This is a genomic window from Streptomyces sp. NPDC005752 (genome assembly GCF_040630715.1).
Taxonomy (GTDB): Bacteria; Actinomycetota; Actinomycetes; order Streptomycetales; family Streptomycetaceae; genus Streptomyces.
Genome location: NZ_JBEXYB010000005.1, coordinates 50,698 through 65,245, shown reverse-complemented (window position 1 = coordinate 65,245; position 14,548 = coordinate 50,698). Strand labels below are relative to the sequence as shown.

Here is a 14,548-nt window from a genome sequence, read left to right as displayed (position 1 = left end):
AGCCGGAATCAGCTGCCCGCCCCTCTGCGGTAAGGGATCTCATGACTTCCTACTTCACCGACCTGGCCCAGCAGTACATCGACGGCGAGTGGAGGCCGGGTAAGGGGTCCTGGGACATCATCGACTTCAACCCGTACAGCGGGGAGAAGCTCGCCTCGATCACCGTCGCGACGGCCGACGAGGTCGACCAGGCATACCGGGCGGCCGAGCGGGCCCAGCCGGAATGGGCGGACACCAACCCCTACGCCAGGCGGACGGTGCTGGAGAAGGCGCTGCGGGTCGTCGAGGAGCGCGAGGCGGAGATCAGCGAGGCGATCGTCGCGGAGCTCGGCGGAACCCGGCTGAAGGCGGGCTTCGAACTGCACCTGGCCAAGGAGTTCCTGCGCGAGGCGGTCCAGCTGACGCTGCGGTCCACGGGGCAGATACTCCCCTCGCCGACCGAGGGCAAGGAGAACCGTGTCTACCGGCTGCCCGTCGGCGTCGTGGGTGTCATCAGTCCCTTCAACTTCCCCTTCCTGCTGTCGCTCAAGTCGGTCGCGCCCGCCCTCGCCCTCGGCAACGCCGTGGTCCTCAAGCCGCACCAGAACACCCCGGTCTGCGGTGGCACCCTGATCGCCAAGGTGTTCGAGGAGGCGGGGCTGCCCGCCGGACTGCTGAACGTCGTGGTCACCGACATCGCGGAGATCGGCGACAGCCTGCTGGAGCACCCCGTGCCGCAGGTCATCTCCTTCACGGGGTCGGACAGGATCGGCCGCCACGTCGCGACGGTCTGCGCGGCCAACCTCAAGCGCGCGGTACTCGAACTCGGTGGCAACAGTGCGCTGATCGTCCTGGACGACGCCGACGTGGACTACGCCGTCGACGCGGCCGTCTTCAGCCGCTACATCCACCAGGGCCAGGTCTGCATGGCCGCCAACCGCATCCTGGTGGACCGCTCGGTGGAGAAGGAGTTCACCGAGAAGTTCGTCGCGAAGGTCGCCTCCCTGCGTGTCGGCGACCCGGCCGACCCCACCACCCACATCGGCCCGCTGATCAGTTCCTCGCAGGCCGACGCGGTGTCCAAGCTCGTCGACGAGACCGTGGAGGCGGGTGCCACGGCACTGCTGCACGGCCGGGCCGAGGGCAACGTGGTGAGCCCGTCGGTGCTGACGGGCATAGCCGCCGACTCGCCCGTACTGCGGCAGGAGATATTCGGGCCGGTGGCCCTGCTCGTCCCCTTCGACGGGGAGGACGAGGCCGTACGCATCGCCAACGACACCCCGTACGGTCTGAGCGGCGCGGTCCACACCGGCAACGTCGAGCGCGGCGTACGGGTGGGACAGCGAATCCGCACCGGCATGATCCACATCAACGACGGCACGGTCCACGACGAGCCCATCGTCCCCTTCGGAGGGGAGAAGAACTCAGGCCTCGGGCGGCTGAACGGCGAGTCGATGCTCGAGGCCTTCACCACCCAGAAGTGGATCTCGGTCCAGCACGGCCGCTCGCGGTTCCCCTTCTGACCGGTCGGCCCCCGCGGTGGGCGCGCCCCGCGCCGGGCGCGCGTGGTCTACTTCGGGGGGCGGCCCCGAGCCGCCCCCCCGAAGCCCTCCGCCGCAGAAAAGTGATCCGCCCGACGTGCGCCTTAACGACCTCGACGAACGCATCGTCCACGCCCTCGCCGAGGACGCCCGTCGCTCCTACGCGGACATCGGTGCCCTCATCGGCCTCTCCGCACCCGCGGTCAAGCGCCGGGTGGACAGGCTGCGCGCCGAAGGCGCCATCACGGGCTTCACCGTGCGGGTCGACCCGGCGGCGCTCGGCTGGGAGACCGAGGGGTTCATCGAGATCTACTGCAGCCGCAACACCGCCCCCGAAGCGATCAAGCGGGGCCTGTCGGCGTACCCGGAGGTCGCGTCCGCGTCCACGGTGACAGGCGACGCCGACGCGATCGTCCAGGTCTTCGCCGCCGACATGCGGCACTTCGAGCAGGTGCTGGAGCGCATCGCCGGTGAGCCCTACGTCGAGCGGACGAAGTCGGTCCTCGTACTTTCCCCGCTGCTGAGGCGGTACTCGTCGGGGCCGCCCGCCTGACGACCGGCGTCATGACCGGCCGGCGCCGGGAAGGCCGATGCCGGGCGGCCGACGGCGGTCCGGGGCGGGGCCGGCCCGTCCCGGTGGACCGGTCGGGGGCCCTCCGCGAGACCGGGCGCCCGCGACCGTCCCGCGAGACCGAAATCACTCCTCCGACCTGCGAAGTCGCCGTGCGCAACAAATCGCCGGTCGGGCCGCTCCACGCGCAACGGATCGACGGTGGACGCGCAACAATCGCGCCTTGTCGGCCGTGATCCCGGCCCCGTACCTTCAAGAGGTCTCCCCACCCCGCCCGTCCCGCCCGAGGTCAGTCATGCCGCCGCTGCGCACCGCCCTGCTCCAGAGCTCCGGACGAGTCGGCTCCGTGGACGCCAACCTCGCCGCGCTCGACGAGGCCGCCGAGCGGGCCGCCGCCGCGGGCGCTCGCCTGCTGGTCTGCCCGGAGCTGTTCCTCACCGGATACGCCATCGGTGACGCGGTCCCCGAGCTGGCCGAACCCGCGGACGGGCAGGCCGCCCAGGCGGTTGCCGACATCTGCGTACGCCACGGCCTCGCCGTCCACTACGGATACCCGGAGCGGGCCGGTGAAGCGGTCTTCAACGCGGCGCAGCTCATCGGCCCCGCCGGGGCGCCGCTCGCCAACTACCGCAAGACCCACCTCTTCGGCAGCTTCGAGGAACAGTGGTTCACCCCCGGCGAGGACCCCGTGGTGCAGGCCGACCTGGACGGCGTACGGGTCGGGCTGCTGATCTGCTACGACGTCGAGTTCCCGGAGAACGTACGCGCGCACGCCCTGGCCGGGACCGAACTGCTCCTGGTCCCGACCGCGCTGATGCACCCCTTCCCGTTCGTCGCCGAAGCCGTCGTGCCGGTCCGCGCCTTCGAAAGCCAGCTCTACATCGCGTACGTCAACAGGGCAGGCGAGGAAGGCGAGTTCGACTTCACCGGGCTGAGCTGCCTGGCGGGCCCCGACGGCACGGTCCGCGCCCGCGCCGGACGCGGTGAGGAACTCGTCCTCGGCGAGGTGGACCCCGGGCTGCTCGCCGGGTCACGCGCCGCCAACCCGTATCTCCAGGACCGCGTCCCGCGCCTGTACCGCTCCCTGGTCTGAGCACCCCTGCCCGTTCCGCGCTTACCCCGCAAGGAGTCCGTACCCCATGACGTCCACGGTGCCCAACGCCGTCCAGCACACCGACGCGCAGCCGCCGATCACCATGTTCGGGCCGGACTTCCCCTACGCCTACGACGACTTCCTCGCCCACCCGGCGGGCATCGGGCAGATACCGGCGACCGAGCACGGCAGCGAGATCGCCGTCATCGGCGGTGGGCTCTCCGGGATCATCACCGCGTACGAACTCATGAAGATGGGCCTGAAGCCCGTCGTCTACGAGGCGGACCGGATCGGGGGCCGGCTGCGCACCGTCGGCTTCGACGGCTGCGACCCCTCGCTGACCGCCGAGATGGGCGCGATGCGCTTCCCGCCGTCGTCCACGGCTCTGCAGCACTACATCGACCTGGTGGGCCTGGAGACGAAGCCGTTCCCCAACCCCCTCTCCCCGGCCACCCCGTCGACCGTCGTCGACCTCAAGGGTGAGTCCCACTACGCGCGGACCATCGACGACCTGCCCCAGGTGTACCGCGAGGTGATGGACGCCTGGAACTCCTGCCTGGAGGAGGGCGCCGACTTCTCCGACATGAACCACGCGATGCGCGAGCGCGACGTACCGCGCATCCGCGAGATCTGGGCGAAGCTCGTGGAGAAGCTCGACGACCAGACCTTCTACGGCTTCCTCTGCGGCTCCGAGGCCTTCGCCTCCTTCCGGCACCGCGAGATCTTCGGGCAGGTCGGCTTCGGCACGGGCGGCTGGGACACCGACTTCCCCAACTCGATCCTGGAGATCCTCCGCGTCGTCTACACCGAGGCCGACGACCACCACAGGGGCATCGTCGGCGGCAGCCAGCAGCTGCCGCTGCGCCTGTGGGAGCGCGAGCCACGGAAGCTCGTGCACTGGCCGGCCGGCACGTCGCTGTCCTCCCTGCACGACGGGCAGCCGCGCACCGCCGTGACGAGGCTCGACCGCACCGCCGGGAACCGGATCACCGTCACCGACGCCACCGGCGACATCCGCACCTACCGTGCCGCGGTCTTCACCGGTCAGTCCTGGCTGCTCCTCTCCAAGATCGCCTGCGACGACGCGCTCTTCCCGATCGACCACTGGACGGCGATGGAGCGCACCCACTACATGGAGTCGTCCAAGCTGTTCGTGCCGGTCGACCGGCCGTTCTGGCTGGACAAGGACGAGAGCACCGGCCGCGACACGATGTCCATGACCCTCACCGACCGGATGACCCGGGGGACGTACCTCCTGGACGACGGGCCTGACAAGCCGGCCGTCATCTGCCTCTCCTACACCTGGTGCGACGACAGTCTGAAGTGGCTGCCGCTCTCCCCGAAGGAGCGCATGGACGTCATGCTCAAGTCACTCGGCGAGATCTATCCGGGCGTCGACATCCGCAAGCACGTCATCGGGAACCCGGTCACCGTCTCCTGGGAGAACGAGCCGTACTTCATGGGCGCCTTCAAGGCCAACCTGCCCGGCCACTACCGCTACCAGCGACGTCTGTTCACCCACTTCATGCAGGACCGGCTGCCCGCCGACAAGCGGAGTCTGTTCCTCGCGGGCGACGACATCTCCTGGACGGCGGGCTGGGCCGAGGGCGCCGTCCAGACCGCGCTGAACGCCGTATGGGGCGTGATGGCGCAGTTCGGCGGGTCCACCGATCCGACGAACCCCGGGCCGGGCGACGTCTTCGACGAGATCGCGCCGGTCGAGCTGCCCGAGGGCTGAGGAACGGCGGAGCGTCGTCAGGGAGCGACGCGTACCTCCGGGTGTGGCTGCCGGGGGAGTCCGACGGCTGCAGGGGCGGCCGTATCGTTCACCCCGGACTACGCCAACGAGCTGGCCACGGGCCGAGCGGTAGGGCCGTCCGGCCCCTGCCCGGCGTGCTCAGGAGGTGCCGGCCGGGGGCTTCTCGTCGTACTGGGACGTGCCCGAGTCCAGCAGGGGCTCCTGGGTCTTGAGGTGTGCGGGGGCGAACGCCCGCAGCGCGTGGTAGCCGGTGATCACCACGAGCGTGCCGAGCGCGATTCCGCTCAGCTCGAAGTTGTCGGTGATCTTGAGGCTGACCCCGCCGATCCCGATGATGATGCCCGCGGCGGCCGGTACGAGATTGAGGGGGTTGCGCAGGTCGACCTTGGCGTTCAGCCAGATCTGGGCGCCCAGCAGGCCGATCATGCCGTACAGGATGACGGTGATGCCGCCGAGCACTCCGCCGGGGATCGCGGCGACGACCGCACCGAACTTCGGGCAGAGGCCGAAGAGCAGCGCGAAGCAGGCGGCGGCCCAGTAGGCGGCGGTGGAGTAGACCCGGGTCGCGGCCATCACGCCGATGTTCTCGGAGTAGGTGGTGTTGGGCGGGCCACCGACGGCCGTGGACAGCATCGAGGCGGCGCCGTCCGCGGCGATGGCGGTGCCCAGCTTGTCGTCGAGCGAGTCACCGGTCATCTCTCCGACGGCCTTCACATGCCCGGCGTTCTCGGCGATCAGGGCGATGACGACGGGCAGGGCGACCAGGACGGCCGACCATTCGAAGCTCGGCGCGTGGAAGGACGGCAGGCCGATCCAGTCCGCGTCCGCCACGGCCGACAGGTCCAGCCGCCAGTGGTCGACCGCCTCGGCGCCGCCGGCCGGGGAGTGGATCTTCCCGAAGACCAGGTCGAGCACCCAGGACAGGACATAACCGAAGACGAGCCCGAGGAAGATGGCGATACGGGAGAAGAAGCCGCGCAGGCAGACGACCGCCAGCCCGGTGAAGAGCATCACCAGCAGGGCCGTCCACTGGTCCTGCGGCCAGTACGTCGAGGCGGTGACGGGTGCCAGGTTGAATCCGATGAGCATCACGACGGCCCCGGTCACCACGGGAGGCATGGCCGCGTGGATGATCCGCGCGCCGAACCGCTGCACCACGAGCCCCACCAGGAACAGCACGGCACCGACCACCAGGACCGCACCCGTGACCGTGGCACTGCTGCCGCCACTGGCCCGGATCGTGGCGGCCACCCCCACGAAGGAGAGGGAGCACCCCAGGTAGCTCGGCACCCTGCCCTTCGTCGCCAGCAGGAAGATGGCAGTGGCGACGCCGGACATCATGATGGCGAGGTTCGGGTCGAGGCCCATCAGGACGGGTGCCACGAAGGACGCACCGAACATGGCCACCACGTGCTGGGCGCCGAGACCGAACGTACGCGGCCAGGAGAGGCGCTCGTCGGGGCGCACCACGGCCCCCGGTGCGGGGGTCTTCCCGTCGCCGTGCAAGGTCCAGCGCACGCCGAGGCCCATGGTCGCTCCCTGATCGGTGTGTAGCGGTGCGCCCTGGGGGTCCACCCGCGGAAAAGATCAGAGCCATGGTAGTGCCGCGGCGCCGTGACCTCGCGCTCGGCCCCGGCACAGGCGGAACCGGACGGTCCGGCCGCCCGCGCGCCGGGCCGCGGGCCGGTATCGCTCCGACGGGTCAGCGGCGGTCCACAGAGATGCCGCGGTGTGTGTCCCGCGTCCCGTCGGGGCGGGAAGGGGGAAACGGCTCGCCGACCGGCTGCGCGCACGGTCACCGGGAGGCCCGCACGGATACCTCCACGAATTTTTCGGCAGGACCGTCCGGAGTGCCCGTGTGATATTCGAATCGGCGCAAGTCGCGCCGGGCGAAGGGATATCGACGATGGAGAAGCATTCCGAACAATCACCGCCGAAGAGGCTGCCGCAGGCAGCGCCCACGACGGTCCACGCCACCTTCTCGCTGGGAGAGGGGCGCGGATTCCAGTTCGTTGAATTCGAACCGGGAATGACAGGAGTCATTCAGTCCGGCCGCGTGATGGCGGACACCCCGATCACGCAGGAGCAGGGGGGCAAGCCGCCCGAGGCCGGTCAGGACCGCGCGGGAGAAGGCCGCCAGGTCGTGACGAGGGACGCCGGCGAGCAGGCCTGGTTCAAGCAGACCTTCTGCAACGGCGCGCAGAGCTGTGTCCAGGGCTGGGACTGGGCCATCGCGACGTCCAAATGGAAGCTGGGCAACGGCACCGGAATCTGCATGGTGGGCAGCGAAGGATCTGTCAACGCGAAGTTCACTTCGTACTACTGGAAATGCGCGTGCACCACGCCTTTCTGTATCGGCGGACCCACCTGCCTCTGGATCGAGTTCTGGGAAGGCGTCGTTCTGCCGGGGCACTGGCTGTCGGTGGACGTCACAGGCGGCAACCACTACATCCAGTGGACGCTGAACGGCGCCGGGGCCGACACCCAGGTGAGTCTCGCTGCCCGCTACGGCTCGTGAGCGGGGATCCGGGCGGGAGCCCGTCAGTCGCACATGCCGGAAGAGAGGGAAGGGCGAGATGACCGACACGGAGAAGTACGCGCGCCCGGACGCGTCGTCGATGGATCTTCAGATCTCCATCCGCGACGACGCGGCCCCGGCCGATCGGGAGAACGCGGAGCGTTCCGTCGCCGCGCTCGTCGAGCGGTCCGCCTCGGCGGTCGCGCGTGAGCGGGCCTCGGAAGCCGAAGTGGCGGAGCTGACGGCTCCACTGGACGCACCCCTCGTGAAGCTGATCGAAGGCGATCCCTCGGCGGTCAGGGCACTCGAGCGCCTGCGCTCCCGGGAACTCGTGCGCCCCGACGCGGCCGCCACACTCGGCGACGGCGGTGTGTCCGCCTCGGCCTTCGACACCGCGCCCATGAGACCGCACGGTGCGGAGCTGCGCTCCCTCGGGTTCGTCCCGCCGTACGACTTCAGCTGGGCCTGGCACGACGGGAACGGCCACCCGCCGTTCAGCCGGATCCTGGACCGGAGCACCGGAGGCGTCGGTCTGGACGCCCGGTCGGGGCTGGTGGCCGGCGGGGCGTCCGGCTTCGTCAACGCGCACGCCGGTTTCGGGGTGTTCCTCAGGTCCGACACCCCGGGGCAGAGGTTCCCCCACGCCGTCCTCAACCCCGGCCGCTTCAGCCATGTGATGAAGGCGGTCGGAGTGGGCAGCAACGCGACGTCCGAAGGTGGATTCGAGCTCACCGTGTTCGAGGACGGACGGCTGCTGGCCGCCGCCAGCCGCAAACTGTGGCGCGCGAGGATCAGTGCGGGCGAATCCTCGTCCGGAGGTCAGGGCCCGGTCCTGATGGCCGGGCCGGAACTCCAGTTCACGATCCAGCCGGGCCGCGGGTACACCTTCAACGCGGGCATCTGGGTGTTCAGCGACCGGTCCACCGGAATCGGCGGGGCGGCGGTGCAGTCCCTGCTGCAGGGCGTGGTGACCAGGATGTGGGTCTTCGGCTGAGTGGAGCCGCTCTCGCCCGCATGGGCACCGCAGCGGAGTTCACGCGGTTCACGCGGGGGTGTAGCGGAACTCGGGGCCGTAGGTACGTCCGCTTCCGTCGGGCAGCGGACGTTCCATCAGAGTCCGTGCCGGTCCCTCGAGGAAGCGCATCCGGCCGACGGCCTTGGTCAGCAGTTCCTTGGCCCTGGCAGGCAGATCGGCCTGCCAGGCCGCTTCGAGGAAGCGGAGCATCTCGCTGTACGCGCGGTTGCCGGCCTCGCGCGGCTCCGCGGTCTCCGGATCCACCGCCCCCCAGCCGCCTGCGGGGACGGTCCCCATCGGGCGGGCCGACGGCATCGCGATCTTGTCGCCGGTGAACTCCCAGCGGTCCGGGTTCCGGGCGGTCCTCACCAGCCGGCGGCCGTGGAAGAGCTCGCGGAAGACGTAGAAGTGGGCCAGCTCACCGCTCTCGCCGGGGTGCGGGTTCTCCGGCGACGCGGAGGTGCCCTCACCCTGTTCCTTGATGACGGCGACGACCTTCTCGACGTCGGCGAGGGAGGCGACGGCGACGAGGTCGTTGCCCTGCCCGTGGTGGGACATGTTCCGGGTCAGCTGATGATGTCCCGTGATCAGCTCCGGGCTGTCGCGGAACGCGGCCAGTATCGCGGAGTAGAAGGCGCCGATCGAGGTGTGTTTTTGCCCCTCCGCCACCGGGTCGTCGGGTGCCTCGATGCGGGAGTAGAGGTCGAGTGAATCCTTCGAGAACCCGCTCAGGTACACCGTCAGGCCCGGGCGTACACCGCCGGGCAGCGGTCCCGGGTAGGTGGGCACGGTCCTGGCGTCCGCGAGTCGGGGCTCGCCGCCGACGGTGGTGAGCAGATTCCCCACGAGGCCCAGATGGCTCATCTCGTCGAAGACGATCCGCCGGACAGCGGCGGCCGCGTCGTGGTCCTGGTCGTCGATCGACCACATCGCACACAAGTAGGGCGGCAAGGTGGCGAGTTCGAGCATCAGGGCCTGCTGGAGCGATTCCTTCAGCCAGTCGGCGTCGCGGTGGCCGGCAGGCGCGTCCATCAGCTCGGAGATCCTGTTGCTGTGGTAGCCGGGAAGCGTGGTCACGGGCAGGCCCCTTCCTCATCTCCGCCGGTGCCGTCACGGGCGACGGCTCGGGGTCGGCGTTCGAAGGCTCGAGCCCGCCTTCGTGCCGTGCGTGAGGCAGGCCTCCATTCCAGTGAATCGCCGATGGATATCCGTCGCACCTTGTGCCGGCGCGACGGGAAACGCGTTCTCGGGGGAGTGCGGTGGCCGGGCCGGTGGACGAACGCCGTGCCGCCGTGGACTGCGCGTCCGACCGGGCCTCGATCTTGACCACTCACATAGGGGCGACCCCCACACGGGACGAGGCGGCCCGGAGCCACGCCACGCGGCCGTGCCGGTCAGCCGTCCGACGGGCTCCGGGCCGGCGCCGGCCTCGCCGTCCCGCCTTCGGCGACCTTGCGGTCACCCGCCCGCAGCACGCCCGCCCCCAGGACCAGTCCGAACGCCAGCACCGTCACCAGCCCGAACGACACGAGCAGCGAGGTCGCCTCGGCCAGTGAACCGATCGCGGACGGCGCGATGAGCCCGGAGGTGTACGTGATGGTGGCGACGCCCGCGATGGCCCGGCTCGGGTTCGTGCCGCTGCGCCCGGCCGCGGCGAACGCCAGCGGGACGACCACCGCCACGCCGAGGCCCAGCAGCCCGAAGCCGACGAGCGCCGGGGCGGGACCGGACGACAGGACCACGAGCAGTCCGCCGGCCGTCGCCAGGACCCCTCCGGCCCGTACGGTGCGCACCGCGCCGAAACGGTCGACGACCCTGTCGCCGGCGATCCGGGCGATGGCCATCATCAGGGCGAACGCGGTGGTCGACGCCGCGGCGAGCCCCGCGGAGCTGCCCATGACGTCCCGGAGGTAGACCGCCGACCAGTCCATGCTCGCCCCTTCGGCGAACACCGCGCAGAAGCCCACCGCCCCGATGGCCAGTGCGGACTTCGGCGGCAGGGTGAAGCGCGGCGGCGGCTCCTCGTCGGGCTCGCTGCGCAGGTCCAGGACGCCCTGGCAGGCGGCCAGGCCGAGGGCGGTCAGTACCAGCGCGGCCAGCGTGTGGTGCAGCCGTGCGTCGGCACCCATGTGCGCCGCGACCGTGCCCGCTGCCGAACCGACGAGGGCGCCCACGCTCCACATGCCGTGGAGCCCGGACATGATCGACCTGTCGAGCCGGTTCTCCACCTCGACGCCCAGTGCGTTCATCGCCACGTCGGACATTCCTGCGGTCGCTCCGTACACGAACAGCGCGAGGCAGAGCGTGAGCAGGTTCGGGGCCAGCGCCGGGAGGACCAGTGCCAGGGTCCAGAGCGCGAGCAGCCCGCGCAGCGCGGTACGGGCGCCGAACCTGTGGCTGACACTGCCCGCCATCGGCATGGCCAGCGAGGCGCCGATCGCGGGGAAGGCCAGCGCGAGACCCAACTGACCCGCGCTGACCGAGGCGTGGTCCTGGATCCAGGGGACCCGGGTGGCGAAGCTGCCGGTCACCGCCCCGTGCACGGCGAAGACCGCGGCGACCGCGTACCTGGCCCGCCTGATCTGCTCCGTGCCGAAGACCGGTATCGCTGGTTCCGTCGTCATCCGCCATGCCCTCCCCTGAAAAGTCCGGCCCGGGGTGTCCCCGGCGCCGATGCGCGATGCGGGCCGTAAACTATCAGGAACCCTGCCTGATAAATAACCCCGAGACGGCGGACCGTCAGTGATCTGGAAGGATCCCGGCATGCCCGCATCCCCGAGCACCGCCCGGGCCATCAACGACCGGCTCGCCCTGCGGCACCTCCAGCAGGACGGCCCGCTGACGGCCACTCAGCTGAAGGTCCTGACCGGACTGTCCCGCCCCACGGTCGCCGACCTGGTCGACCGCCTGCAGGACGCCGGCCTGGTCCGGGTCGTCGGGGAGAGCGGCTCGGACCGCCGTGGACCCAATGCCCGGCTGTACGGGATCGTCGCCGACCGCGCCCACCTGGCCGCCCTCGACGTACGAACGGACAGCGTCGCCGTGGCCGTGGCGGACCTGCTGGGCGTCACCCTCGCCGAGGCCACCCTGCCCATCGGCAGTGACACCGGGACGCAGCCCGCCGTCGAGCGGGCCGTGGCCATGCTGGAGCGCACCGCCCGCACCGCGGGATCGGCCCCGCTGCACAGCGTCGGCATCGGAGCCCCCGGCCTGATCGACCCGGTCACCGGCGAGCTCAGGAACACCGCCGGGCTCCCCGCCTGGCACCGGGGCCTGGTGCGGGAGCTCCAGCGGCGGCTGCCCGCCACGGTCCTCGTGGAGAACGAGACCAATCTCGCCGCCGTCGCCGAACACCGCATCGGAGCCGCCCAGGACCGCGACACCTTCGTGCTGCTCTGGCTCGGCCACGGGATCGGCGCCGCCGTCATGCTCGACGGGAAGCTGCGCCGCGGCGCCTCGGGCGGAGCGGGAGAGATCGGTTTCCTCCCGGTGCCGGGCACCTCCGGGGTCCCCTCCGCGGTCGACTGCGACGGCGGCTTTCACTCCCTGGTGGGCTCCGCCGCCATCTGCGGGCTCGCCGCGGACCACGGCATCAAGGTGTCGGACCCCTCGGTGGGCGGGGTGCGGGAGCAGGACCCCGCTGCGGCGTTCGCCGTACGGGCCGCGCTGCGTTCCGGCGACGCGGACGGTGGCGCCTTCCTGGAGGAGCTCGCCGGCCGCCTCGCGCTCGGCGCCGCGTCCGTCGTCTCCGTACTCGACCCCGGCTGCCTCGTGCTGGCCGGCGAGGTCGGACGGGCCGGCGGCGACGTCCTCGCCGCGCGGGTGGAGGAGCGGCTGGCCCGGATGTCACCACTGCGTACGGAGGTCAGGGCCGGGACGCTGGGCGGTGGGGCGGTGCTGCGCGGCGCGCTGTTCGCAGCGCGCGAGGCGGCGCAGGACGTCCTCTTCGGCGCAGGGGGATGAGGGTCCCTGGCGGGGGCATGCCCGAGTCAGGTCCGGGACGGCTCCTCAGCTCCGGTGCGGGACATCGTGGTGACTCACGGCCCCCGTCTGCACCAGGAAGTCGCTCGGCTCGCCCCACCACGACACGTACAGACCGTCCCGCGCGCGGGTGCAGGCGACGAACAGCAGACAGCGCTCAGCAAGAAGGTCCGCGTCGTGCTGCAGCCGGTCGACGTCTGCCGGGGTCACGGCCCTCGGATACGGCAGGGCGCCGCTGCTCACGCCTACGACGGCAACACACCGGAACTCCAGCCCCTTGAACGCATGCATGGTGCCGACCTGGACCGTGGCCGGGTCGGAGACGGCATCGCCCCGTAGGCGTGCCGCGCGGATCCCCGCTGTTGTGAGACGTTCGACCACCTTGTCGCAACTCTTGTTGAACCGGGAGCCGATTCCGATCTCACCCGGCTGGATCCCACTGTCGAGCCACGCGCGCACCCGCGCGACGAGGGCGTCGAGTTCGGCGGCTTCCGAGTTCCCGCCGAACATTTCGGGCCCGGTGCCGTGCAGGGCCGACCGATAGCCGAGCAGCGTCTCGTTGCGGGCATCGTCCGCCAGTTGCTCGAAGGGCCGGCCGATGAGGAGGGCGGTCGACCAACTGAGGATCTCGTGGGTGGACCGGTAGTTCTTGCGCATCTTCGTGGACCGCCCGGAGACACGGACGCCGACCGCCTTCAGCGACACCTTCGTGTCGTAGATGCGCTGGTGGGGGTCACCCGCGATGAAGAGGTCGTCCGGCCGGGCCGGGGCCGCGGCGCGCAGCAGCCGCCACTGGGCGGGGTGCAGGTCCTGTGCCTCGTCGACGACCACGTGCCGGAGCCCGGTAGTCCCCACCGAGTAGCTGGATCGCGGCGCGCTGAGTCCGGAGCTCCAGGACCTTCTTGTTCTCGGCACCGAGGGCGCGTGCGGCCGGCTCGATGATCTCGCTCAGCACCTCGGCGGCCTGAGCGAACCGCTCCTCGTCCAGCAGCGCGTCGGAGTGCGCGTACGCCTCCGCGATCTCCTCCCGCAGTTGCTCCGGTACGGCAACGGGAACCGGAGGCGTGGCGTTCGGGTCGACTGTGGTGGGTACGGCCCTGCTCGTACCGGCGCGGGCGCGCGGCGCGTACGGCTGACGGAAGACGCCCGTCGGATCGGGCGCTCCCCGCGGCCCCGCCTCACCGGGCGCAGGCCTCTCGCCGGGCGACGGCAGGAAGGGCCGGAGCCGCTCGTACACCTCCTGTACGTCGACGGGCCGGGCCTCAGGCGCCTTGAGCAACAGGTGCAGGACGAGGTCTTCCAGGGGCGCCGGTACGTCCAGCCGAAGCAGGCGCAGCGGGGTCGGGGCGGCGTTCACGTGCTGGTACATCACCAGATACTCGCTGTCGGCGGTGAACAAGCGCCTCCCGCTGAGCAGTTCGTGCAGTACGCAACCCAGCGCGTACAGGTCGGTCTGCGGACTGGTCCGCCCTCCGCGAACCTGCTCCGGCGCCATGTACTGGTACGTCCCGATGGGGCTGCCGGTCGCGGTCAGCTTGGTGACGTCCGTACGCAGGATCGCCGCGATCCCGAAGTCGAGGACCTTCACCGTCCCGTCCTGCGCGACCAGGATGTTGCCCGGCTTGAGGTCGCGGTGGATCACGGGCACCTCGTGGGCGTGCGACAGCACGTTGGCGACCTGCGCGGCGACGGCCACGGCCCAGCTGACGGGCAGCGGATGATCCGGGTGGATGTACGCGGACAGCGGGACGCCGTCGACCAGCTCCATGACGAGGAACAGCCGCTCAAAGGCGTCATCCAGCACGGCGTCGAATACCTGAGGCACACCGGGATGCTGGATGCGCGCGGTGATGCGGGCCTCGCGCTTGAACCGCTTGGCGAACTCCTCAGCCAGCTGCGGTGAGCCGGCGACGGCCTGCCGCCGGACCACCTTCACCGCGACGGGCCGGTCCAGCACGGCGTCGTGACCGCGCCACACGTCGCCCATACCGCCGCTGTTGAGCTCCTCCAGGAGCTCGTACCGCCCGGCGATCGGCTGGTCTGGCACCTTGCCCCCGTGTGTGCGTGCGCTGATGGCCCGCGCGTGTTGGT

At 70.8% G+C, this 14,548-nt stretch carries 10 protein-coding genes and 2 pseudogenes; 7 read left to right on the top strand and 5 right to left on the bottom strand.

The window, feature by feature from the left end; translation table 11 throughout:
• Positions 1–41: 41 nt before the first annotated feature.
• The 4 genes from ABZ441_RS06070 (at position 42) to ABZ441_RS06055 (ending at position 4,922) form a co-directional block, all read left to right on the top strand.
• Positions 42–1,502, top strand: a complete 1,461-nt coding sequence (locus ABZ441_RS06070) for an aldehyde dehydrogenase family protein (RefSeq protein WP_358968935.1) — start codon at positions 42–44, stop codon at positions 1,500–1,502.
• A 115-nt stretch (positions 1,503–1,617) separates the two neighbouring features.
• Positions 1,618–2,073: an Lrp/AsnC family transcriptional regulator gene (locus ABZ441_RS06065; RefSeq protein WP_205021971.1), complete on the top strand. Its 456-nt coding sequence runs from the start codon at positions 1,618–1,620 to the stop codon at positions 2,071–2,073.
• A gap of 313 nt (positions 2,074–2,386) precedes the next feature.
• A complete protein-coding gene (locus tag ABZ441_RS06060) occupies positions 2,387–3,184 on the top strand; it encodes a carbon-nitrogen hydrolase family protein (RefSeq protein ID WP_358968932.1) in 798 nt (265 codons plus the stop codon).
• 46 nt (positions 3,185–3,230) lie between these two features.
• Positions 3,231–4,922 (top strand): NAD(P)/FAD-dependent oxidoreductase, encoded by a 1,692-nt coding sequence (locus ABZ441_RS06055; RefSeq protein WP_358968930.1) that lies wholly within the window; start codon positions 3,231–3,233, stop codon positions 4,920–4,922.
• 159 nt (positions 4,923–5,081) lie between these two features.
• Here ABZ441_RS06055 and ABZ441_RS06050 read toward each other — a convergent pair whose 3' ends face one another.
• Complete coding sequence (locus ABZ441_RS06050) at positions 5,082–6,473, bottom strand: solute carrier family 23 protein (RefSeq protein WP_358968928.1); 1,392 nt, start codon at positions 6,471–6,473, stop codon at positions 5,082–5,084.
• A 328-nt stretch (positions 6,474–6,801) separates the two neighbouring features.
• Here ABZ441_RS06050 and ABZ441_RS06045 point away from each other — a divergent pair, with 328 nt between their 5' ends.
• On the top strand, positions 6,802–7,461 hold the full coding sequence (locus tag ABZ441_RS06045; protein ID WP_358968926.1) for a hypothetical protein: 660 nt from the start codon (positions 6,802–6,804) through the stop codon (positions 7,459–7,461).
• 58 nt (positions 7,462–7,519) lie between these two features.
• Positions 7,520–8,455 (top strand): hypothetical protein, encoded by a 936-nt coding sequence (locus tag ABZ441_RS06040; protein ID WP_358968924.1) that lies wholly within the window; start codon positions 7,520–7,522, stop codon positions 8,453–8,455.
• Positions 8,456–8,503: 48 nt separating this feature from the next.
• Here the strand turns inward: ABZ441_RS06040 and ABZ441_RS06035 are convergent, their stop codons facing one another.
• Positions 8,504–9,553, bottom strand: a complete 1,050-nt coding sequence (locus tag ABZ441_RS06035; protein WP_358968922.1) for a ferritin-like protein — start codon at positions 9,551–9,553, stop codon at positions 8,504–8,506.
• A gap of 317 nt (positions 9,554–9,870) precedes the next feature.
• A complete protein-coding gene (locus tag ABZ441_RS06030) occupies positions 9,871–11,100 on the bottom strand; it encodes an MFS transporter (protein ID WP_358968920.1) in 1,230 nt (409 codons plus the stop codon).
• Between the two features lie 139 nt (positions 11,101–11,239).
• On the opposite strand from ABZ441_RS06030, the gene ABZ441_RS06025 reads away from it, so the two are divergent.
• The gene (locus ABZ441_RS06025) at positions 11,240–12,439 is read left to right on the top strand and encodes an ROK family transcriptional regulator (RefSeq protein WP_358968919.1); all 1,200 of its coding nucleotides are present in this window, start codon (positions 11,240–11,242) and stop codon (positions 12,437–12,439) included.
• A 45-nt stretch (positions 12,440–12,484) separates the two neighbouring features.
• On the opposite strand, the pseudogene ABZ441_RS06020 reads toward ABZ441_RS06025, so the two are convergent.
• Together ABZ441_RS06020 and ABZ441_RS06015 are read right to left on the bottom strand one after the other, a co-directional pair.
• Positions 12,485–13,294 (bottom strand): annotated as a pseudogene (locus ABZ441_RS06020) (3'-5' exonuclease); the annotation flags it as partial.
• Position 13,295: 1 nt separating this feature from the next.
• A pseudogene (locus tag ABZ441_RS06015) lies at positions 13,296–14,504 on the bottom strand (protein kinase); the annotation flags it as partial.
• Positions 14,505–14,548: the final 44 nt, after the last annotated feature.

What these genes read in the sequence shown, in the direction of transcription:
- ABZ441_RS06030 (WP_358968920.1), bottom strand. Translation starts at nt 11,100, where the DNA reads ATGACGACGGAACCAGCGATACCGGTCTTCGGCACGGAGCAGATCAGG.
- ABZ441_RS06055 (WP_358968930.1), top strand. Translation starts at nt 3,231, where the DNA reads ATGACGTCCACGGTGCCCAACGCCGTCCAGCACACCGACGCGCAGCCG.
- ABZ441_RS06040 (WP_358968924.1), top strand. Translation starts at nt 7,520, where the DNA reads ATGACCGACACGGAGAAGTACGCGCGCCCGGACGCGTCGTCGATGGAT.
- ABZ441_RS06060 (WP_358968932.1), top strand. Translation starts at nt 2,387, where the DNA reads ATGCCGCCGCTGCGCACCGCCCTGCTCCAGAGCTCCGGACGAGTCGGC.
- ABZ441_RS06050 (WP_358968928.1), bottom strand. Translation starts at nt 6,473, where the DNA reads ATGGGCCTCGGCGTGCGCTGGACCTTGCACGGCGACGGGAAGACCCCC.
- ABZ441_RS06025 (WP_358968919.1), top strand. Translation starts at nt 11,240, where the DNA reads ATGCCCGCATCCCCGAGCACCGCCCGGGCCATCAACGACCGGCTCGCC.
- ABZ441_RS06070 (WP_358968935.1), top strand. Translation starts at nt 42, where the DNA reads ATGACTTCCTACTTCACCGACCTGGCCCAGCAGTACATCGACGGCGAG.